Origin of the sequence: Pelagibacterium limicola, assembly GCF_015694405.1 — a bacterium.
Taxonomy (GTDB): domain Bacteria; phylum Pseudomonadota; class Alphaproteobacteria; order Rhizobiales; family Devosiaceae; genus Pelagibacterium; species Pelagibacterium limicola.
On record NZ_JADQDB010000005.1, the window covers coordinates 343,196 to 365,339 of the forward strand.

Sequence of the window (22,144 nt, forward strand, 5' to 3'; positions counted from 1 at the left end):
CATGTCGACTATCGCATCAAGCCCATCGGGGGTCAGGCCCCGCAAGCAGGGGCCCCTCGTGCGTTTTCTGCGCCGCGATGGCGCGGGCTACATGTTTCTCTTGCCCTGGTTCATCGGCTTTTTCGGGCTGACCGCCGGTCCCGCGCTGGCCTCGCTCTACCTGTCCTTCACCAGTTTCGACCTTCTCACCGACCCGCGCTGGGTCGGGGCGGCCAATTATGTGCGCATCGCGACAGCAGATCCCAAGTTTGCCGCCTCGATGCGGGTGACGTTCTTCTTTGTGCTGTTTTCCGTACCGCTGAAACTTGCTTTCGCGCTCCTCGTCGCCCTGGCGCTCAATCGCGGCATGCGCGGCTTGCCCTGGTACCGGGCGATTTTCTACCTCCCTTCCCTGCTCGGCACCTCCGTGGCCATCGCCGTTCTCTGGCGCCAACTTTTTGCCGGCAATGGGCTGGTCAACACCTTCCTCGCCAATTTCGGCATCGAGGGCCCGAGCTGGATTTCCAATCCCAACTACTCGCTCTCCACCCTCGTCATCCTCTCGGTCTGGCAGTTCGGCTCGCCGATGATCATCTTCCTTGCCGGCCTAAGGCAGATCCCACAGGACATGTACGAGGCGGCCAGCCTCGACGGGGCCTCGAAATCGCGCCAATTCTGGAAGATCACCCTGCCGCTCCTGACCCCCGTCGTCTTCTTCAACGTGGTGGTGCAGACCATCGAGGCGTTCAAGGCCTTCACCCCCGCCTTCATCATTTCGGGCGGCACTGGCGGGCCGATCAACTCGACGCTTTTCTATACCCTCTATCTCTATCAGGAGGCGTTCGGCTTCTTCCGCATGGGCTATGCTTCCGCGCTGGCCTGGATCCTTTTGGTGATCATCGCCCTTTTCACAGCCTTTTCCTTCCTCACCGCGCGCTACTGGGTGCATTACGATGACTGATCAGGCGGCATCGGCAAACATGGACGGCAACCGCGGCACCGAGGTCGTCGGGCTCGACGACAAGCGCAAGCCCTGGGTTTCGCTTCTGTTGCACGCGCTGCTGATCGGCGCGTCCATCCTCATGCTTTACCCGCTGCTCTGGATGCTCTCCGCCTCGTTCCGCCCGTCCCAGGAAATCTTCAACACGACAACCCTGATCCCCTCGACGGTTTCTCTCGAGGCCTATCCGCGGGGCTGGTTCGGCCTGCGGGTCGATTTCGGGACCTTCTTCTGGAATTCGCTGGTCATCTCGGTGCTTTCGGTCGCGGGCAATGTCATGGCGTGCTCGCTGGCCGCCTTTGCCTTCGCTCGTCTTCAGTTTCGGGGGCGCAACTTCTGGTTCGCGATCATGCTGGGCACGCTGATGCTGCCCTATCACGTGACGCTGATCCCGCAATATGTGCTGTTCCTCAACCTGGGGTGGGTGAACTCCATCCTGCCGCTGGTGGTCCCCAAATTCCTCGCTGCCGATGCCTTCTTCATCTTCCTGATGGTGCAGTTCTTCCGGGGCATTCCCAAGGAGCTCGACGAGGCGGCCATGATGGACGGGTGCAGCCCGTGGCGCATCTACTGGCGGATCATGCTCCCGCTCTCCATGCCGGTGCTGGCGACCGCCGCCATCTTCACCTTCCTGTGGACCTGGGACGACTTCTTCGGGCCGCTCATCTATCTCAATGACATGCGCACCTATACCGTCCAGCTGGGCCTGCGCTCGTTCGTGGATTCCCAAGGTGGACAGTCGGATTGGGCGGGCCTTTTTGCCATGTCGATCCTCTCGCTGGTTCCGGTCTTCTTCTTCTTTCTGTTCTTCCAGCGCCTTCTCATCGAAGGCATCGCCACAACCGGCATGAAACGCTAGGCAGGGGAGATCGCGATATGACGGCTTTGCGCTTTGCTGCCATCGGCATCAATCACGGCCACATCTACGGGCAGGTCGACGCCCTTGTTAGGGCCGGGGCCCAACTGACCAGCTTTCACGCGCCCGAGAACGACCTGGCGGCCGCATTCAGCGCCCAATATCCCGATGCCATGCGCGTTTCGGACCCGCGTGCCATTTACGAAGACGAGAGCATCGGGCTCGTCACCAGCGCGGCCATTCCTGCAGACCGCGCGGCGATCGCGATTGCGGCCATGGAGCACGGCAAGGACGTGCTGATGGACAAGCCCGGCATGACGACCTTTGGCCAGCTCGCGGCCATAAGAGAGGTCCAGCAACGCACCGGGCGGATCTTTTCGATCCTCTATTCCGAGCACTTCGAGAACAGGGCGACGGTTAAAGCGGGAGAGCTGGTCCAGGCCGGCGCCATCGGCAAGGTGATCAACACCGTGGGCCTCGGACCCCATTCCATTGGCAATTCCAAACGCCCCGGGTGGTTTTTCGAAAAGGACCGGTATGGCGGGATACTTGTCGACATAGCCTCCCATCAGGTCGAGCAGTTCCTGTTCTTCACGGGTGCCGAGACAGCCGAGATCGTCTCGGCCAATGTCTTTAACCGTGCCCATCCCGACAAGCCCGGGCTTGAGGATTTCGGCGATTTCCATTTGAGGAGCCCCGAGGCCACGGGCTATGTCCGGGTCGACTGGTTTTCGCCCGCGCGTCTGCCCACCTGGGGAGATGGTCGGCTCACCCTCCTGGGCACAGAGGGGTATATCGAAATCCGCAAGAACATCGACATCGCCGGACGCGAGGGGGCCAACCACCTGTTCCTCGTCAACGGCGAGGGCGTGCAACACTTCGACTGCAATAGCGTCGATCTGCCCTTCGGGCGCCAGCTGATTGCCGATATCGCCAACCGGACCCAGACGGCAATGCCCCAATCGCGGTGCTTTCTGGCCATGGAACTGGCGCTCAAGGCACAGGCGCTCGCCGACGCCAACAGGACGACCCCCATAAGATGACGACCAAGATTTTCAATGTGGCCATCGTTGGATGCGGGATCGGCCGCTCGCACATGACGCAGGGTTATCTCAACAACGAGGACCGGTTTCGCGTCGTCGCTGTCTGCGACCTCGACCCGGTCCGGCTCGACGCCGTTGCGGACGAGTTTGGAATTGCGCGCAGGACGACGCGGTTCGACGATCTTCTGGCGATGGACGATCTGGACGTCATCGATATCTGCACCCCGCCCGCGATCCATTACGGGCAGATCATGGCTTCGCTCGCGGCGGGCAAGCACGTCATCTGCGAAAAGCCGCTGGTGGGGACGCTTCGGGAGATCGATGCGGTGATGGCCGCCGAAAAGGTTGCCGGCAAACTGCTAATGCCGATCTTCCAGTATCGCTACGGCAACAGCGTTCAGAAAGCCAAGGCGATAATAGATGCCGGGATTGCAGGGCGCCCTTATGTCGGGACCGCCGAGACCTACTGGCAGCGCCTGCCCGAATACTATGCCGTGCCCTGGCGGGGCAAGTGGGCCACCGAACTGGGGGGTGTGCTGATGACGCATGCCATCCACCTGCACGACATGCTGAGCTACCTCATGAGCCCGCCCGCGGCGATTTTCGGACGCATCGCAACCCGGGTGCACGATATCGAGGTCGAGGATTGCGCCTCGGCCACCCTCGAACTGCAATCGGGAGCGCTGGCCTCGCTCACGGCGACGCTCGGCGCGCGCGAGGAAATCTCCCGGCTCCACCTTGCTTTCGAGAATGTGACCTTCGAGAGCAGCCATGGCCCTTATAACCCGGGAGAGGACCCCTGGCGGATCGTGCCGCGCGATGCGGAAACCGCGGCCCGGATCGATGCCCTGCTCGATGGCTGGACGCCGGTGCCGCCGCGCTTTGCCGGTCAGGTCAGGGATTTTTACGATGCGCTGACGGGAGAGGCGCCGCTGCCCGTGACCACCGCCGATGCCCGGGCCGCGCTCGAACTGATCGCGGGCTTTTATCATTCGCACCGGACCCGGCAGGAGGTCCGCTTTCCCATCGATACGGGGCACCCGACCTATGAAGGCTGGATACCCGTGCCCCAGCCGACCTCCAATGCCTGAGCCGGAAGGAGACCCGACCCGATGTCCACCCCGATAACGCTTTCACAGGTCTACAAGCGATATGGCAGCGTCGAGGTCATCCATGGGATCGATCTCGAGATCGAGCCGGGCGAATTCACGGTGTTTGTCGGCCCTTCGGGGTGCGGCAAGTCCACGCTGTTGCGCATGATCGCGGGGCTTGAGCCCATTTCCGGGGGGAAGCTACTGATCGACGGGGAGGTCATGAACGAGGTGCCCGCTGCCGAGCGCGGCATTGCGATGGTCTTCCAGTCCTATGCGCTTTACCCGCACATGTCGGTCTACCAGAACCTCGCTTTCGGGCTCGAGACCGCCAAGTTGCCCAAGGCGGTCATAAAGGAAAAGGTCCAGCGGGCGGCCGAAATCCTCCAGATCGAACCTCTGCTCGGCCGCAAGCCCAAGCAGCTTTCCGGCGGGCAGCGCCAGCGGGTGGCCATCGGACGCGCCATCACGCGCGAGCCGCGGATATTTCTGTTCGACGAACCGCTCTCGAACCTCGATGCCGAGCTGCGCGTGCAGATGCGGGTCGAGATCGCCAAGCTCCATCGCGACCTGGGCAACACGATGATCTACGTCACGCACGATCAGGTGGAGGCCATGACGATGGCTGACAAAATAGTCGTGCTGCGCCTGGGCCATGTCGAACAGATCGGCGCCCCGCTCGAACTCTACAACAGGCCGGCCAACCGATTCGTGGCCGGGTTCATCGGCAGCCCCAAGATGAATTTCATCAAGGCGGCGATCAGTTCGGCGGGCGGGGGGCAGATCGTGCTCGACGTTGCGGGCCAGACCCTCGCGCTGCCCCGCACCCTCGCAAAGGGCGCGCCGGGCGATGCGGTCGAATTCGGCATTCGCCCCGAACACCTCTCGATCGAGGACGGACCGGGCAAGGTTCCCCTTGCCGAGGTTTCCATCGACCTTGTCGAGAACCTGGGCGGGCAGACGCTGCTCTATACCAGAGTGCCCGACGGGCAACCCCTCACCATTGTGTTGGACGGGCAGCACGATCTCGGTCCGGGGTCGCGGATCACGGCCCGGTTCGATCCGGCCCGCTGCCATGTCTTTGACCGCGAAGGCGCGGTGATCTGAGGGGCTAGCGGGTGCAGACGGTGTTGAAACGCTCGATGCAGGTTGCGAGCGTTTCATCACCGGGACGCTTCCACCAATTGTCCTGCGAGAAGATTTCCACCTCCTGGGCGCCGTGGAATCCGGCGGCCTCGATCCAGCCGCGGATGCGCGGCAAGTCGATGACGCCATCGCCCATCATGCCGCGATCGAGAAGGAGGTCCCGGGTCGGCACGAGCCAGTCGCAGATATGGTGGGCAAGGATCGCGCCCATTTTCCCGGCGCGGGCGATCTGGGCTTCAAGCTCGGGGTCCCACCAGACGTGATAGACGTCGATGGCGACGCCGACGCCCTCCCCGAGCTGCTCGCATATGTCGAGCGCCTGACGGAGCGTGTTCACGCAGGCCCGGTCTGCCGCATACATGGGATGGAGCGGCTCGATGGCGAGCGGCATGCTCTGCGCCTGGGCATAGGGAAGGATGGCCGCGATGCCCTCAAGGACTTGCTTGCGTGCCTCGCCGATATCTTTCGACGACCCGGGCAGCCCTCCGACGACCAGGACGAGGCAATCGGCACCCATTGCCGCAGCTTCGTCGATCGCACGCTTGTTGTCCTCGATATTAGCCTGGCGGCCTTCCAAGGTGTCGGCAGGGAACATGCCGCCCCGGCAATGGCCGGTGAGCTTGAGCCCATTGGTCTGGACGATGCGCACGGCTTCCTTGAGCCCGATGGCATGAACCTGATCGCGCCAGGGCGAGATGGCGGTAATGCCATGGCGAAGGCAGCCGTCCACCGCTTCGGCAAACCCCCACGCGCCGCGGGTGGTGGCGAGATTGATCGAGATACGGCCTTCAAGGCTCATGGGTTTCCTCCAATTTCAGTGCCGACATCGCTGCGCGATCGGGAGCGACGAGCGCCCCCAGCCCCGGCGCACTGGCCACGGAAGCAAGCGCAACGCGACCCTTTTCGATCTTGAGACGCGTCCGGCCTAGCGTCGATGCGTAAAGGTCCCCGTGCGCTGCGAGAAAAGCATCCTGTTCCGCTTTCGGCGCGTTGGGCATGCCATCGACGAAGTGGTGCCCATTGCGCTCGACATGGTCCGCACCCACCAGCCCCGCGAGGACCAGATCCTGCTGCAGGGCGATGCCCGATTGCATGGTCAGGTCTTCGGCGGACATGAAAAACGGCTTGTCGGGGGTGTCCGCATTCCAGCGCGCGATGCGCGCCCGATTGAGCAGGGCACGGTAAAAGCCTTTGCACGATTTCGATGAGATGCCGCGATAGCCGAGATGGCGCGCGCGCAAGAAGGCATCCATATCCGCATCGGATTCATCGATTTCGAGCGAGACACGCTGCGCGATCCTTTCGACCGGCGCGGAAAGGGCTTTTGCCCTTGCGATAGGCTGCTCGAGAAACAGCAGGCGTTCGCCTAAAAGCCGGAGCCCGGGGGCGGATTCGAACGCGTCGAGAAAGGCAAGGACATGGCTTTCGTCCTCGAACTGCTCATTGCCATCGAGGGTTGCGCGATAGTGCGGCACCCTGACCTCGATAATCGATACGATGCGTTCAAGGCGCGCGATATCTGCGTCGATGGCACCGGAAAGCTTGAGCTTGAAGAATTGGTGTCCATAGGCGGCAATCACCTCCTCGAGCGTCTCGGGGAGCCCATCGCCGAGCCCGTCGCCATCGCGATCCTGCCGGTCGAGGGCATCGCCCAGGCCGACCGTGTGGCGCACATGGATATGGTCGGGTATGGCGAGGCGCGAGAGGAACGAGGCGAAATCGAAATCCGCGAGGTCCCGCGCCGTTGCGCTGGTGATCCCCAGCCTGTTCTCCCGAACGAGCGTCAGGGCGGGAACGTCCTCCAGCCGCCCCAGCGCATCGATTATGGCACGATCGACAAGCGCCAGCCCGAAGGAGGCGATGAGGCCGTTAAGCCCGACCCGTGCGCAAGCAGAATGGTGTTCGGGCTCGGAAACGGCGTGCAAACCGAAAGCGGTGGCGGCACCTGCGGCCTTGATCGTCTCCATCGCCAGACGGAGGGAGCCGCGCAACTGGTCGGCGTTGTGTTCCGGCGTCAGGTCGGGATTCTTGTCGAACCATTTGGGCATCAGCATTTCTGCAGACCAGCCCGTTGCCTCCCGGCCCGACCCGTCGGAAATCCGCACCCGAACAAAGGCCTGATTGGCGCGGTCAACGCGCGCCGCGCCGAACCGGAATGCGAAGCGGAACGGCACGGGGCGCTCGAAGGCTTCGATCTCCAGAACGCGGATGGTGAGGGGGGAGCCGCCCATCGCGATCAGGCCTGCGCGATACCGCGCACGGACATCACCTCGCGCATGCGCCGCTCGGCCAGAGCCGGGTCGAGGAGCACGCGCGCCTCATCGGCGAGCCGGTAAAGCTCGGCCAGATGCAGGGCCGATCGGGTGGATTCCTGGCCGCCGATCATGATGAAATGGTCCTGAAGGCCATTGAGGTAGGCTAGGAACACCACGCCGGTTTTATAGAACCGCGTGGGGGCCTTGAAGATATGGCGCGAGAGCGCAACCGTGGGCCCCAGGAGGTCGAAGAACGCGTCGTCCTCGCCTTGTCCCAGCGCATCGAGCGCTGCCGATGCCACTGGCGCGATCGCATCGAAAATGCCCAGCAGGGCATCGGAATAGCCGTGCGCGTCCCCGGCAATAAGTTCGGCATAGTTGAAGTCATCGCCCGTATACATCCTGACGCCATCGGGCAGGCGCCGGCGCATGGCGATTTCCTTTTCTTTCGAGAGAAGGGAAATCTTGATGCCATCCACCTTGGCCGCATTCGCGGCAATCATATCGAGTGCCACGTCCATTGCCCCCATGTGGTCTGCCTGGCCCCAATAGCCGGCGAGTGCGGGATCGAACATTTCGCCCAGCCAGTGAATGACGACAGGCTCCCGGACCTGCGAAAGAATGCGGTCATAGACCCTGTGGTAATCGTCCGGGCCCTTGGCCACTGCGGCCAGCGCGCGCGAGGCCATCAGGATGATGCGGCCATTGTGGGCCTCGACCGCCTCCATCTGCTCCTCATAGGCCGCGATGATCGTGTCGATGGAAAGATCGGGGCCCGGGGCGAGATGGTCGGTCCCCACGCCGCAGGCGATGCGGGCGCCTTCGCGCGAGGCGGCCTCCCGGAGGGCGCGCGCAATCAGCTCCTTTGCTTCCGGCCAACCCAGCCCCATGCCGCGCTGGGCCGTGTCCATCGCCTCGGCGACCCCGAATCCGAGGTCCCAAAGGTGATGGCGGAACGCCAGCGTCCTGTCCCAGTCGATGGCGGGGGCGAGCCAGGGATCGTTATCGGCCAATGGATCGGCCACGACATGCGCCGCCGCATAGGCGATGCGGTTGAACCGCGAAGGATCGCGCTTTTCGATCGCAACCGGTGCGTTCTTGATCCTGTAGGGCGAAACCGACCGGTCCGGGTTGGGCAAGACAAGCGCGGCCATGGTCCTAGAACTCCAGTTGCGGCACGTCGAGCCAGCGGCGCTCGGCCCAGCTCCTGAGCCCCAGTTCGGCGAGTTGCACGCCTCTGGCGCCGGCTTCGAGGCCGAACGCCCAGGGCGCATCCTCCGCCACATGACGCAGGAATTGTTCCCACTGCACCTTGAAGCCGTTGTCGGCTGGCCAGTTGTCGGGCACCTCTTCCCAGTCGGCAAGGAAGTTCATGGTCTGTGGCTGGTCGGGATTCCAAACGGGCTTGGGCGTATTTACCCGGTGCTGCGTCCAGCACTTGTGGAGCCCGGCCACCGCCGAGCCATGCGTGCCATCGACCTGGAAGGTCACGAGATCATCGCGCCGCACCCGCACCGCCCAGCTCGAATTTACCGTTGCGACGATCCCGCCCTCAAGCTCGAACATTGCATAGGCCGCATCGTCCGCGTCGGCTTTGTAGCGCTTGCCGGCCTCGTCGACGCGTTCGGGGATGTGGGTGGCGCCAAGGCATGATACCGCCTTTACCGGGGCAAACGTATGATCGAGCACGTAGCGCCAATGGCACAGCATATCGATGATGATGCCGCCGCCATCTTCCTTGCGATAGTTCCAGGACGGGCGCTGCGCCTTCTGCCAGTCGCCCTCGAACACCCAGTAGCCGAACTCGCCGCGCACGGAGAGAATCTGACCGAAAAAGCCGGCATCGCGCAGCATCTTGAGCTTCATGAGCCCCGGCAGGAACAACTTGTCCTGAACCACGCCATGCTTGAGCCCGGAAGCCCGTGCTTTCCTGGCAATGTCGATGGCGATGGAAAGATCGTCCGATGTCGGCTTTTCGCAATAGACATGCTTGCCGGCGGCCAGTGCCTTTTCCAGAAGTCCGGCACGGATCTTGGTCGCCCCGGCGTCAAAGAAAATCTCGTCGTCCTTATTGGTCAGCGCAGCATCGAGGTCGTCCGAATAGCGCGCAACCCCGTGGCGTTCCGCGATGGCCTTGACCTTGTCGAGGTTGCGCCCGACCAGAATGGGATCGACCATCAGGGTGTCGCCATTGGCGAGCGCGAGCCCGCCCTGATCGCGGATGGCCAGTATCGAACGGACCAGATGCTGATTGTATCCCATGCGGCCGGTGATGCCGTGCATGATGATGCCGATGCGGCGCTGCGTCATTGCGGACCTCCACCCTGATGCTCATTGTATTGTAACTATCCAGTTACTTACTGGACACGATTTGGCACGTCAAGAACCTAGGCCAGCGCATTTGATCTGGTGCCTCCGTCGTGGGAGTGCCACCAGTTCCGGCGGCCTGCCTTTAGCGGGCCAATCATGAGGTAGATCAGAGCACTGGCGAGAGCGGCAAATCCGAGCATTTGCAATGTTGTCCTTTTCGCCCGGGCCATCTTTGCTGCCGGCATCTCAAGGCACATCTGTGGCGAAAGCGGGCTCGATCACAAAAGAACTAACCGGTTACTTACTTCTTGACAGGTCTGGACCATCGTTTCAATGTTGTAACCAGCGCTGCGAGGAGGAACCGCCGCGCGAAATTGAAATAGGGAGGATACCATGCGTCTCTTGACGAAGGCTGCACTTGCTGCGGCTACCTCAGGTCTTGCCTTTATGGCGACCGGGGTCCTGGCTCAGGACTACCCCTGGCAGCCCGACCGTCCCATCAATGTCATTGTGCCCTGGGGCGCCGGGGGCTCGACCGACCAAGTCATTCGCGTTCTGACCCCCATCATTGCCGATGCGCTCAACCAATCGGTGGTGGTGGTCAACCAGCCGGGTGCTTCCGGCGCGACCGGCACCGCAGAAGTGCTGGCGGCCCCGCTCGACGGCTATACCTGGACCGGCAATGCCATTGCCAACAATGCCACCTATCACGTTTCCGGCCTGCTTGAAGATACCGATGTCGGCGATTGGCATGTCTATCTCGCCGTTGCCAATGTGCCGCTGATCAGCGTGCCCGCCGACAGCGAATTTGACGATTTCGGCGCATTGCTCGAAGCCTTCCGCGAACGCGGGGAGGGTATCACGGTGGGCACCGCCGGGGTCACCTCGTCGGGCGGCACGGCAATCGCCGCGCTTTCCCATGCCGGCGGATTCGACTACCGGATGGTTGCCTATGACGGCGGCGGACCGGCCGCAACTGCAACCGCGGCCGGTGAGGTGATGGTCACCAGCCAGCTGGCGGTCGAACAGGCCGAACTGGTCCGCGGCGGCAGGCTCAAGGCCCTCGCCGTGCTCAGCGATCATCCGTTGGAGCTCGAGGGCGTCGATCCGATCCCGCCGGTGACCGACTGGCTGCCCGACATGCCGATCTTTCCGGACTACTTCGGTATTCTGGTGCCGGCCGGCGTGCCCCAAGAGGTCATCGCAACGCTCGATGCGGTCTGGGAAGATCACATCATGAACGCCGAGACCCTGCGCACCTACGCCATGACCAATGGCGCGGTGATGGCGCCAGCTTATGGCGAGGAGGCGCTAGCGGCCGTGATGCCCGTCATCATCGAGAAAGCCTGCGCCGCCCTCGCCCGCGACGAAGCGGTCAACGATCCTTCGACCATCGGCATCGATTGCGACACCCGCAGCCTGATGGACTGATGGTCTTGTGCACGAAACTCCGGCTCGCTCCCCTGGGAGCGGGCCAAAACCTGGTGAGGGGGCCTCATGTCCGAGCACGCGTCCGACACAACCGAACAGGACAACCTTGACACGCCAGCGGCGATCAAGGCGGACCTGCTGGCCGGAATGTTCTTTCTCGTCCTTGGCCTCGTGATTGCTTATCTCTCCTGGGACATGCCGCGGCTCGAAACCCGCCGCATACACCCCGCGACCATTCCCGGGCTCGTGCCGGGCCTGTTGGGCGGGGCGCTTGCCCTTTGCGGCTTTCTGCTGGCTCTGAGCAGCGCCCGTGCCGCCCCCCTTGCCAGCGGCTGGAAAACCTTTGGGCACCGGTTCGTGGGCGCCGAGGCCAAGAGGGTCCTTGCCCTCGCAGGCATGGTTCTCGTCTATTCACTGGGACTTATCGGGTGGCTGCCCTTCTGGCTGGCGACCGGATTGTTCGTCTTTGTTGCGATCGTCGCCTTTGAAGTCTGGCTCAACGACGCCCCGGCGCCCCTGGCAAGGTCGCTCATCTGGGCGGCGGTGCAGGCTGTCATTGTCGCAGGCGCGGTAACATTTGTATTTGAGCGCGGCTTTCTCGTCCGCTTGCCCTGACTCATGCCGGGATCGATGGGATGTTTGATGGTCTGATCCTGCTGTCGAACGGTGTCGCGCATTTCCTGACACTGGAATCGCTGTTCAACCTTGCCTGGGCGACATTGCTCGGCATCGTCATCGGTGCGTTGCCGGGTCTGACGGCAACCATGGGCGTCGCGCTGCTGGTGACGCTGACCTACAAGATGGCCCCCGATCAGGCGATCCTGACGCTGATGTCGGTTTATATCGGCGCGATTTACGGCGGCAGCCGGCCTGCAATCCTGCTCGCCATTCCCGGAACGCCAGCCAGCGCCGCCACGGCGCTCGATGGGTATCCGCTCGCCCAGCAGGGCAAGGCGGGGCTCGCCATGGGCATCGCGACGACCTCCTCGGCGCTCGGCACTTTGGTCGGCATTTTCTTTCTCGCGCTGGTCGCGCCTTTACTGGCCGAGTTCGCGCTGCGTTTCGGGTCTTACGAATTCTTCTGGCTGGCGCTGTTCGGGGTTGTCATCTCGGGGCGCCTTACTGCCGTCGACAACCCCATCAAGGGCTATATCGCAGGTATCCTCGGCCTGCTGGTCGCCATGGTCGGCATGGAAAGCCTGCACGCCCATCAGCGCTTCACCTTCGGTCTGCGCCAGCTTGGCGCTGGCATCGACATCATCCCGGCAATGGTCGGCGCTTTCGGGCTGGCAGAGATCCTGACGGTGATGAAGCGCAGGTTTGCGCCAAAGATCGTCTCGAGCACCGACCGTGTCATTCCGCGCATCGGCGAGGTTGCAAAGCACTGGGTGACGACAATCCGCTCGGGGTTGATCGGAACGATTGCCGGCATCATTCCCGGGGTCGGCGAGGATATCGGCGCCTGGGCGTCCTACGCCGCCGCCCGCCGGGCGTCCAAGGAAAAGGAAAAATACGGCAAGGGCTCCATCGAAGGGCTGGTTGCCGCCGAGACCGGCAATTCCGCCGTTGTCCCGGGCGCGATGATTCCCACCCTGACGCTGGCCCTGCCCGGCTCGGCCGCCGCCGCGGTCCTCATTGCCGCTATGTTCATTCACGGCATCCGGCCCGGTCCGATGATCATGACCGAGACCCCCGAAGTTCTCTATCAGATCGTGGGCATATTGTTGCTCTCCACTATTGCGATCATGATTTACGGGCTGTCCTTGACCAGAATTCTGGTGAAAGTGCTTGTCGTCCCCCGCGAAAAGCTGATGCCGGTGGTTTATGTCTTGTGCGTTGTTGGCTCATTTGCCATTACGCAGCGAATGTTCGACGTCTACGTCATGATCGCGTTCGGGATCATCGGGTTCATCCTCAGGGAAATGAAATATCCGATGGCCCCGCTGGTTCTTGGCATTATCCTGGGCGAACTGCTCGATGTGAACCTTCGCCGCGGCCTGCTTTTGACAGACGGAGACGTAACGCCCTTCTTCACGCGTCCTATCAGCGCCGTTCTCTGGATCGTCATTCTGATGACCGTGCTGATGAGCATTCCAAGGATAAACGGTTTTGTCACAGGACTCTTTAGGTCAAGCTCCCCGGACAACGGCAAAGCCGGCTGACCCCAAACCGGAAAAGAGCCGCGTGCGTGACGCGTTGCGCACCCAGGGGACCATTCTCGCGGCCGCGCGGTATGAATTCACCCATCGCGGGTTCGAGGGCGCGCGCATCGATGCCATTGCCAAGCGCGCCAAGACCAACAAGCGCATGCTCTACCATTATTTCGGCAACAAGGAGGGGCTCTATAAACGCGTCCTCGTGGAGGCGTACAAGGAAATCCGCCAGGGCGAACGCGAACTCGAGCTTGACCAGTACGACCCGGTGGGCGCGGTGGAAACGCTGGTGCGGTTCACCTTCCGCCATTTCCTGCGCAGCCCCTGGTTCATCGCGCTCCTGACCAATGAGAACCTTTTGCGCGCCCGCTTCCTCAAGACGCTGCCCGAAATGCGCGGCTTGCACTCGCCCCTGGTCGAACAACTGCGCACGCTGATCGAAAGGGGAGCCAGGGAAGGCATCTTCCGCAAGGACGTCGACCCCGTCCAACTCTATATTTCGATCGCCGCGCTGGGCTATTTCTACGTTTCCAACAACGCCACGCTCTCGGTCATCTTCCAGTCCAACCTCTCGGACGACGACAAGCTCGATTCCTGGGAGAACCACGCGGTGACGGTCATCCTCGATCACCTCAAGACGCTATCCCCGTCCCCCCGGGCGCAATCAGAGCGATAGGCCGTTTTCTTCGAGCAATGTCGCGATATTGGTGGTTTGGCCCGAAGACATTGCCTTGTTGGCCGCAATGCCGGTGAGAATGGACCATGCGCCATCGAGATGGGTCGAGGAGCGGCCATACCGGTCGGCAGGCATGGCTTGCGGATCGAAAAGATAGCCCAGCATGATCGGATCGGCCCCGCCATGGTCGCCCTCGCCGGCCCAGACCTCGACCGACCGGGGAGGCTCGCCCGCGACATGGATGCGTGTCGTCATGGCCTCGCCGGCGGGCGCTTCCCGCCGGCCGCCGAACACGCCATGCACTTCCACATGCTTGTGGGTGAGCTCCCCCCTGGTGCCGTGGAAACGAATCTCGAGCCCTTCCCAGGGGCTATAGGCACATAGGGTGTAGTTGAGCATGGCCCCATTCCGGTACGCGACCCCGACCTGCATGGTGTCCTCGATGGTGATGTCATCGGCAAAAACGCATCGGTCACGGTGGTACCCATCGTGTTGTTCGGCATCGAGGTAGAGCGCGCGCAGGTTTTCGTCCGCTTCAAGCTCCATGCGGAAATCGCATCTATGCGCGACAGGGCAATCGTGGCAGCGCGCGCCGCGCCCGCTGAGCCCAAGCCGATCGGCCGTCTGGGGCGTATAAAACGCCAGCCGCCCGCGTGCGGAGACGCTCTGGGGAACCGAGCCGAGCCACCAGTTCACCAGATCGAAGTGATGGGTGGATTTGTGGACGAGCAGGCCGCCGGACTTGTCCTTTTCGCGGTGCCATCGCCGGAAGTAATCGGCACCATGAACGCGGTCGAGATGCCAGGAAAAATCCACTGCGACGACATCGCCGATGACGCCGCTCGCCAGCAGATCCTTGATCTGGGTGCGCGCCGGCGTGTAGCGATAATTGAAGGTGACCGAGACGCGTTTTCCGGTCTCGTTTTGCGCGTCGAGAATGTCCTTGAGCCGGGGCAGGTCGGTGGTCATCGGCTTTTCGGTGATCACGTTGCAGCCGGCGCGCATTGCCGCAACGATATAGGCGTGGTGCAGGTAATCGGGGACCGTCACGATAACCGTATCGGGCTTCTGCTCGGCAATCATCTGCGCGAACTGCTCGGGCCGATAGGTGGCAACGCCATTGCCGGTCTGGCCGGGAACGCGCGAGGCGGACAGGGCAAGCCTGTGATCGTTGATATCGCACAGGGCCACCAGCTCCGCCGCATGGCCGTGCGTTGTCGTAATGGCGTCGCGGAACATCGCATGGCGCGCGCCGGTGCCGACGATAGCGTATTTCAAGTAACTGATCCCTGGTTAAAGATTGACGACGCAGGTGAGGTCGCCGATGTCGACGCGGTTGTCACCCTAGACCAGAACGCGCCGAGGCGGCAACGATGCGGGACTCATCGGCGCGGCCGCTCGCCCCTTATGAGCGGCATGTTATCGCGCATGAGCGCGGCGATGCGTTCGGCGACCGTGCGCACGACCGGCACGTGCCGTTCCTCATGATGGTTGACGAGCCATTGTTCGGTCTCGAGTTCGGGGATCGGGTCGGCCATGCGGGCGACGCGCGGCTCGAGGTCTCCCACAAAGCAGGGAAATACCGAGATGCCGGCACCGGCGGCCACCAGCTCCATGACGCTCATGGCATCGTTTCCGCGCGTCACTATGCGGTCGCCGTGCTTGGCATTCAGCCAGCGGGCCGAATGGGTCTGCGCGCCGTCCCCGGCGGCCCCCACGAAATACCCCGCCGCGACCCCGCCCACAAGCTCGGGGCGGGCGTAGAGGGCGTAGGCCACATGGCCGACGAGGCGGCCGGCCAGAAACGGCTCGGTCGGGCGTTGGTTGCGAATGCCGATATCTGCGTGACGTCGTCCGATATCGACCTTCTGATTGGCGGTCACAAGTTCGATCCCGAAACGATCATCGACCGTCCATAACCGGTCTAGGTGCCGCGCAAGAAAAGCCGATGTCCAGGGTCCGGCCGAAACTCGAACCGTCCGCTCGCCGATGGCGCCCTCTTTCCATCGCCGAATCGAGAGCATGGCGGCTTCGACTTCCTCGGCCCTCGCCAGAAGGTCCTCTCCCGCAGGCGTGAGCTGATATCCCGTTTGGGTGCGGGTAAAGAGCCGTTCGCCGATGTGCCCTTCGAGCGCCGTGATGCGCCGGCCCAGGGTCGCTGCCGAGAGGCCTGTCGTCCGCGTCGCCGCGGTGAGTCCGCCCAGCCGGGCGACATCGAGAAAGAGCCGGAGATCGTCCCAGGAAAAATCCATTTTTCAGATCTGAAATACCCGTTGCGTCCTCCTCTAGTAGCCAAGCGGGGCGGCGGACGCAATTGCAAGCGATGCGGCACATCGCTGGGTCGAGATCAAAGCGCCATTCTAGAGAAAATCGTCGCGGCGGGGCGTGAAGGTATCGATCAGCCGGCCTGCTTCGAGGCAGGTGCATCCATGAACCTTGTTGGAGGCTATCACGAAGCAATCGCCTTGGGCGACCTCGAATGTCTCGTCACCAACGGTGAACCGGAAGCGCCCACTTTCCACATAGGTTGCCTGGATGTGGGGATGGCTGTGGAGCGCGCCCTCCGCCCCGCGCTCGAAGCGGAAGGAAACCACCATCACCTCGGGGGCGTCTGCGAGCACCTGCCGCGTGATGCCGGCATTGGGCGTAACCGCCGGATAGTGCCTGACGGGTGGGGTCATTGCTCGACTAGCCTACCCGCTTTAGGCCCACGGGCGTCGGTTTGACGGTCGCGTCCTCGCGAACCGGACGGGTATCGTCCGAGCCCAGTTCAAAAACGTCGACAATGGCGTCGAGCGCGGCGGCCTGGCTTTCGGTCTGCTCGATGGCGGCGTTGGTCTCCTCGACGAGCGCCGCATTGTGCTGGGTCATTTCGTCAATCTGACGCACGGCCACCGTTACCTCCTTGAGGGTGCTGGCCTGTTCGGCGGTCGCGCTGGCGATGGCTTCGATGTGGCGACCGTTCTCCTTGATGCCGTCTAGCATTGCAGCGACGCGCGAGGCCGCTTCGGACACGAGCTTGGCACCGGCCCCTACCTGCTGGCTCGACTTCTCGATGAGCGCCTTGACCTCGCTCGAGGCCGTCGCCGCCGACTGGGCGAGCCTGCGCACTTCGATCGCGACAACCGCAAAACCCTTGCCCGCTTCGCCGGCCCGTGCCGCCTCGACCGAGGCGTTAAGAGCCAGAAGGTTGGTCTGGAACGCGATATCGTCGATCATGCCGATGATGTTGGAGATCTTGCTCGACGAGCTTGCGATTGCTTCCATGCCATCGGTTGCGCGCGACATGACGTCGCCCGCCTCGTTGGCAAGGCCCGAAACAGCGCGGGCACTCTCGCTGGCGGAACCGGCCCGTTCGGCGTTGTCGGTGATGGTCGTTGCGAGCTGTTCGACCGCCGCCGAGGTTTCCTCGACTGCTGCCGCCTGGCGGGTGGTCCGCTCGGCGAGATCGTTCGCTCCTGCAAGGATTTCACCGGTGGCGGTGCGCAGGGCGCGCGAGGTGTTCTGGAGCTGCGCGACGATTTCGGAAATCCGGCCCACCGTTTCGTTGAAGGCAGCGCGCACCGGCTCGAGTTCGGCGGGGAAGGTCATGTCGATCGTATGGCTCAGATCGCCTTCCGCAAGGCTTGCCAGACTGGCGCCGACGGTGTCGACTGCCTGCTTGCGGGCCGTAACATCGGTTGCGAACTTGACCACCTTGACCACTTGGCCGGCACGGTCGAACACAGGGTTATAGCTCGCATTGATCCAGATCGTCCGACCGTCCTTGCCGATACGCGGGTATTCGCTCGCATCGTACTGCCCCGACCCCAAACGCTTCCAGAACTCGGCATAATCAGAGGACGCAGCATAGGCGGGGTCGACGAACAAACGGTGATGTTTGCCGACGAGCTCGGAAAGCTCGTACCCCAGGGCGCGGCAGAAATTTTCGTTGGCGGTAATGATGGTTCCATCGGGCTCGAACTCGATAATCGCCTGACTCCGCGATACCGCGTCGAGCTTTGCGCCCGTATCGAGCGCCGCTGAAGCCGCCTCGAGCTCCTTTTCCGCCGTTTCCACGATGCGGGCGGCGTTGGCGCGAAAACGCTCGGCCGCCAGCGCCATGCTCCCGATTTCGTCCTTGTCGTCCGTATAGGGGACGACTGCGTCAACATTGCCGGCGGCAATATAGGCCATCGTCATCTGCATCGTCGTGAGGCGGCGGGCAACCGAAACGAGCGTCACGCGCGCCGCATAGGCCGACACGCCGAGCACGACAAGCGCAATGCCCCCTATCAGCATCAGGACGAGCGAACCGAACCGGTCGATCTGCGCCTGTTCCACTAACGCGGCCTCGACGTTGTAATCGATGAGATCGCTTACCGCATCGCTGATGGGGTCGATGGCCGGATAAAGCTCGCGCTCGATAAACTGCACCAAGGCTGGCATGTCCTTGCCCGCAAGGATGCCCGAGAGCCGATCCAGCGGCGCGGCAGCCGCCGACATCGCGCTTTCCACCGCTCCCGCCAGCTCGATTTCTGCCGGACGCTGGAGATTCGAGCGGTAAAGGTCCCAATCGGCGGCGATCTCGGTCATCGCCCGCGCCATATGCGCTGGGGCATCGGCGAGGTGGGCCTGGTCGGCCCGTGCCTTATGGGCGTTATCGACAATGGCGACGGCGTAAGCGTCGGCTACCGCCTTGAGACGGCTGAGGGGCACGACGTTCTCTTCGACCAGGCTGTCGACCGCCGCAAGGTTGGTGCGCGTCATGACGAAACTCGCGGCGACGAGGGCCAAATTGATCGAGATCAAGGCGCCGAGCACCAAAATCAATTGTTTCTTGAGCGTCACGCGAGTCTCCAAGCAATAGCATCGATGATCTAATATTTTAGGCGGAAAGTGCTAATGGCAAGTTAAACCTAAGTTGGCGGTCTAGTAATTTCGACTGAACGCAGGAGCACGATGAGTCGTTCAGTCTCAGTTAAAGTTACATGTTGTAGTAAAATTTGAATATATAAGTAATATTGCCGTCATGCAGGACTATTAACTATTGGGTCAATTTAGTTTAAGGTTCATTAGTCGTCTCTTAAACATAAATTATCCCTGTTACAGTAATCCTGCGCCCCTTTTACATACCGGCTTCGACGCCGTTTGTGCGGCGTGGATCACAAGTTTTCGGCGCGACAAGGCTGTACAGCCGAACATTGACCTTCCGTCACTGCGTTGCGATCAGGCCGCGAGGCAAAAAAGCGCAAAGCCTGGGTCAGTTGAGAAGGAAAATCGCGATATTGAGGGCTGAGGCATAGCCGACCCAAGCGGCGTAGGGCACGAAAAGCGTTGCGCTCACCGGGTCGCGAGTCCAAGCCTTCCCTATGAACGCCAGGATCGCCGCCAATAGGGCAAGGATTACGATGGCCCCCAGCCCAATCGCCTGGGCGCCGAAAAACACCGGTGACCAGAGGAAGTTGAGCGCCATCTGGACGACCCAGAGCCCCTTGAGGGTCGGGAGCCCAGGCCTATTCCACACACGCCAACCAACGATGGCGATCAGGAGATAAAGCACCGTCCATACCGGGCCGAACAGCCAGTTGGGCGGGGTAAACCAAGGCTTTTCAAGCGCGGCGTACCAGGGCCCCGGCGCGGTAACAATGCCGAGGAGCGAACCTGTACCGATAACCGCGATAATGAATACGGCAAGCAAGAGCCACGAACGCATGCGTTTCCGCCACTGGTCGATTGAGGTCGGGACCTTTTTGTCCCATCACTGCTACCAACGGCGAACCCGCCAACTCGATCCCTTTTATCCGCCGATCTCAGCTATCGGCCCGGGCCGCAAGGCGCAGCCCACTCAAGAGGACCAACCGAGAGACATACGGAGAGGGAACCCGCGGGGACCGCGCGGAATTCACACCGCGCCGCCAGGCGCCAGCGATAGACCGGTGGGATTTTGGAGTTCGACACCCGAAGCCTTAGCGTCCCGAGCGGGTCCCTCGGCGAGCAGTGCGTCGATACCCGAGGCCGGTACCGCGCGCGAATACAAAAAGCCCTGCAATTCGTCGCAGCCGATAACCATCAGCTTGCTGCTCTGTTCGAGGGTTTCCACGCCTTCGGCCGTGGTTTTCAGGCCGCGGGCCCGGGCCATCTCGACGATGGCATGAACGATCGCCTCGTCGCCATTCGTCCGCCCCACGCCATCGATGAAGCTGCGATCGATCTTGATCCGATCCAGTTCGAGGGTCTGGAGCCTGCTCAAGGACGAAAAACCGGTGCCGAAATCGTCAAGGGCGATGCGCACACCCAGTGTCCTCAGCGCCCTTATGTTCTGATCCGCGATCCCATGGACGTCGGTGAGAGCGCTTTCGGTCAGCTCCAGCTCGAGCCGGCCGGGGTCAACGCCCGCTTCCAGCACGCGCGCGGCCACTTTGGCGGCAAAGGCGGGGTTGCGCAATTCAATGGCGGACACGTTCATGGCGATCGACAAATTGGGCCAGCGTCGCGCTGCCTTGCAGACCTCCCGCAGCACGAAATCCCCCACCGCCTCGATCAAACCGCTTTCCTCGGCAATCGGGATGAACTGATCGGGCGGCAACCAGCCGCTGATCGGGTGACGCCAGCGCAACAGGGCTTCCACCCCGATCATCTTCTGAGAAGCGGCGCTCACGAGGGGCTGATAATGCACCTCGAGTTGATCGTTGCTCTGCAAGGCAAGCCGCAGGTCACGCTCCATTTCACGCCGCGCTTGCAGCATCGCATCCATCTCGGGCCCGAAGATGGCGTAGCGGCCGCGTCCTGCGCCCTTGGCATGATAAAGCGCAATATCGGCCTTGCGACAGAGATCGGTGCGGGTTTGCCCATCGCGAGGGGCAAGGGCGATACCGATGGTAACCCCGACAAACACCTGCTGCCCCTCGATATTGAAGGGGTGCCGCACCGCATCGATGATCCGGTCCGAGAGGTACGTCACCGCTTCCTCGGTGGCCAGAGCGGGCATCACAATCGTGAATTCATCACCACCAAGGCGCGCCAGGGTATCGCCTGGTCCGATCAGGGTGCCCAACCTTGCAGTGAATTCGACAATCACGGCGTCCCCGATCGGGTGGCCCAACGTGTCGTTGACCTGCTTGAAGTGGTCGAGATCAAGGTAGAGTACGGCAACCGCGCTGCCGGGAGACCGCTCTTTCAGGGCGGTCTCGAGCCGTTCGTCGAACAGGGCGCGATTGGGTAAGTCGGTGAGAGGGTCATGGTGCGCGAGGTGGCGCATGCGGGCGTCACGCTCGGCAAGCTTGCGCGAGCGCAGGTTCAATACGAACAAAAGGCCCAGGATGAGCGAAAAGACCGCTGCCGCCACCACGGTGGCCACCGGACCAACCTTGGCAATCACCTCCGCGCCGGGGCGGTAAGGCTTCCAGATCAGATATCCTACCGGCTCTCCGGCGTTTGCGCGCAAGGGCAGGGCGACATCGCTATCCGACACCGGTTCATCCCAGCCGAAACGCACCGCCTCGAAGAGATAATCCCCCGCCAAGGTATCCAGGAAATCGCCATCCAGAAACCGCACGGCGATATGGAGATACTCGGCACCGGTGACCTGTTCGATGTCGCCGGTATCGGAGACGATGGGCTTGACGCTGACGAGGGCAGGTCGCCCGGACACAACCGTGATATCAGAGGCACCCTGGCTCAGGATACGATCGGAAAGCCCGGTATCGTCCCCTTCGCGGAGCCTTTGGCGCAGGTCCGCGACAAGCGGCGCGGCACGGCGTTCGGTATCGAGATAGGATGCGCTTTCGTCAACAGAATACTGGTAGATCAGGTGATCGGCCGGATCGAGCACATAGGCGCCGTCGTGGCCAAAATAGGTGTGCATCCAGCGGCCCAGATTGTATTCAATCCATTCGGTTGCATCCTCCTCCTGGACCCGCAGGACAGCGTCGTCCCAGACCGTCACACTTTCCTGATCATGCGCAATGGTTTCGCGCAACTTGCCGACCACGACGTTTGCGAGGGCCGTCTGCCTGGCCACCGACACCTCGTCGGCTTCACGGCCAGCCCATATCAGCAGCATCCCCACCAGCGCGGCGAGCAATGCCACGCTGGTCAGCGCCGGAAGGGCCACCCTTTGGGCAAAGTGGGCCGAGTGATAGATGGCAGATGGCATGAAACAACTCCAGGAGAACCCCAGATTGCCTCAGCAGGCCTTAAAGATGGCTTATCGCTGGCCCCTC

Annotated in this window: 18 protein-coding genes and 1 pseudogene; 9 read left to right on the forward strand and 10 right to left on the reverse strand. The window is 62.3% G+C overall.

All coding sequences use genetic code 11. The annotated features are described in order from the left end of the window. Positions 1 to 85: 85 nt before the first annotated feature. The 5 genes and pseudogenes from I2G20_RS12440 to I2G20_RS12460 all read left to right on the forward strand — a co-directional run. A pseudogene (locus I2G20_RS12440) lies at positions 86 to 940 on the forward strand (carbohydrate ABC transporter permease); the annotation flags it as partial. A 19-nt stretch (positions 941 to 959) separates the two neighbouring features. Continuing rightward, positions 960 to 1,838, forward strand: coding sequence for a carbohydrate ABC transporter permease (locus tag I2G20_RS12445; RefSeq protein ID WP_196260107.1), 879 nt, complete (start codon positions 960 to 962; stop codon positions 1,836 to 1,838). A 17-nt stretch (positions 1,839 to 1,855) separates the two neighbouring features. Next, entirely contained in the window at positions 1,856 to 2,878 is a 1,023-nt protein-coding gene (locus I2G20_RS12450) for a Gfo/Idh/MocA family protein (RefSeq protein ID WP_196260032.1), read from the forward strand. After that, entirely contained in the window at positions 2,875 to 3,969 is a 1,095-nt protein-coding gene (locus tag I2G20_RS12455) for a Gfo/Idh/MocA family protein (RefSeq protein ID WP_196260033.1), read from the forward strand. Before I2G20_RS12450 ends, I2G20_RS12455 begins: the two co-directional genes overlap by 4 nt. 21 nt (positions 3,970 to 3,990) lie before the next feature. Further along, positions 3,991 to 5,076, forward strand: coding sequence for an ABC transporter ATP-binding protein (locus tag I2G20_RS12460; RefSeq protein ID WP_196260034.1), 1,086 nt, complete (start codon positions 3,991 to 3,993; stop codon positions 5,074 to 5,076). A 4-nt stretch (positions 5,077 to 5,080) separates the two neighbouring features. On the opposite strand, the gene I2G20_RS12465 is transcribed toward I2G20_RS12460, so the two are convergent. From I2G20_RS12465 to I2G20_RS12480, 4 genes are read right to left on the reverse strand one after another with little or no spacing between them, the layout of a single operon-like run. Beyond that, the gene (locus I2G20_RS12465) at positions 5,081 to 5,914 is read right to left on the reverse strand and encodes a sugar phosphate isomerase/epimerase family protein (protein WP_196260035.1); all 834 of its coding nucleotides are present in this window, start codon (positions 5,912 to 5,914) and stop codon (positions 5,081 to 5,083) included. Next, positions 5,904 to 7,346, reverse strand: a complete 1,443-nt coding sequence (locus I2G20_RS12470; protein ID WP_196260036.1) for a mandelate racemase — start codon at positions 7,344 to 7,346, stop codon at positions 5,904 to 5,906. The genes I2G20_RS12465 and I2G20_RS12470 overlap by 11 nt, the downstream gene beginning before the upstream one ends. Positions 7,347 to 7,351: 5 nt before the next feature. Continuing rightward, on the reverse strand, positions 7,352 to 8,524 hold the full coding sequence (locus I2G20_RS12475; RefSeq protein ID WP_196260037.1) for a dihydrodipicolinate synthase family protein: 1,173 nt from the start codon (positions 8,522 to 8,524) through the stop codon (positions 7,352 to 7,354). 4 nt (positions 8,525 to 8,528) lie between these two features. Beyond that, on the reverse strand, positions 8,529 to 9,680 hold the full coding sequence (locus I2G20_RS12480) for a Gfo/Idh/MocA family protein (RefSeq protein ID WP_196260038.1): 1,152 nt from the start codon (positions 9,678 to 9,680) through the stop codon (positions 8,529 to 8,531). Between the two features lie 393 nt (positions 9,681 to 10,073). Between I2G20_RS12480 and I2G20_RS12485 the strand changes: the two genes are divergently transcribed. The 4 genes from I2G20_RS12485 (at position 10,074) to I2G20_RS12500 (ending at position 13,940) form a co-directional block, all read left to right on the forward strand. Further along, positions 10,074 to 11,111, forward strand: coding sequence for a tripartite tricarboxylate transporter substrate binding protein (locus I2G20_RS12485; RefSeq protein WP_196260039.1), 1,038 nt, complete (start codon positions 10,074 to 10,076; stop codon positions 11,109 to 11,111). Between the two features lie 66 nt (positions 11,112 to 11,177). Then, a complete protein-coding gene (locus I2G20_RS12490) occupies positions 11,178 to 11,726 on the forward strand; it encodes a tripartite tricarboxylate transporter TctB family protein (RefSeq protein ID WP_196260040.1) in 549 nt (182 codons plus the stop codon). A gap of 20 nt (positions 11,727 to 11,746) precedes the next feature. Next, on the forward strand, positions 11,747 to 13,273 hold the full coding sequence (locus I2G20_RS12495) for a tripartite tricarboxylate transporter permease (RefSeq protein WP_196260041.1): 1,527 nt from the start codon (positions 11,747 to 11,749) through the stop codon (positions 13,271 to 13,273). A 22-nt stretch (positions 13,274 to 13,295) separates the two neighbouring features. Beyond that, positions 13,296 to 13,940, forward strand: coding sequence for a TetR/AcrR family transcriptional regulator (locus tag I2G20_RS12500; RefSeq protein WP_343070338.1), 645 nt, complete (start codon positions 13,296 to 13,298; stop codon positions 13,938 to 13,940). Here the strand turns inward: I2G20_RS12500 and I2G20_RS12505 are convergent. The 6 genes from I2G20_RS12505 to I2G20_RS12530 form a co-directional block, all read right to left on the reverse strand. Beyond that, positions 13,929 to 15,218: a Gfo/Idh/MocA family protein gene (locus tag I2G20_RS12505; RefSeq protein WP_196260043.1), complete on the reverse strand. Its 1,290-nt coding sequence runs from the start codon at positions 15,216 to 15,218 to the stop codon at positions 13,929 to 13,931. The genes I2G20_RS12500 and I2G20_RS12505 overlap by 12 nt on opposite strands. Before the next feature lie 104 nt (positions 15,219 to 15,322). Then, positions 15,323 to 16,192: a LysR family transcriptional regulator gene (locus tag I2G20_RS12510; protein ID WP_196260044.1), complete on the reverse strand. Its 870-nt coding sequence runs from the start codon at positions 16,190 to 16,192 to the stop codon at positions 15,323 to 15,325. A 108-nt stretch (positions 16,193 to 16,300) separates the two neighbouring features. Further along, positions 16,301 to 16,621: a cupin domain-containing protein gene (locus I2G20_RS12515; RefSeq protein WP_196260045.1), complete on the reverse strand. Its 321-nt coding sequence runs from the start codon at positions 16,619 to 16,621 to the stop codon at positions 16,301 to 16,303. 7 nt (positions 16,622 to 16,628) lie between these two features. Continuing rightward, entirely contained in the window at positions 16,629 to 18,770 is a 2,142-nt protein-coding gene (locus tag I2G20_RS12520; protein ID WP_343070339.1) for a methyl-accepting chemotaxis protein, read from the reverse strand. Between the two features lie 412 nt (positions 18,771 to 19,182). After that, entirely contained in the window at positions 19,183 to 19,635 is a 453-nt protein-coding gene (locus I2G20_RS12525; protein ID WP_196260046.1) for a TspO/MBR family protein, read from the reverse strand. Between the two features lie 189 nt (positions 19,636 to 19,824). Beyond that, the gene (locus I2G20_RS12530; protein ID WP_196260047.1) at positions 19,825 to 22,077 is read right to left on the reverse strand and encodes a putative bifunctional diguanylate cyclase/phosphodiesterase; all 2,253 of its coding nucleotides are present in this window, start codon (positions 22,075 to 22,077) and stop codon (positions 19,825 to 19,827) included. Positions 22,078 to 22,144 lie beyond the last annotated feature (67 nt).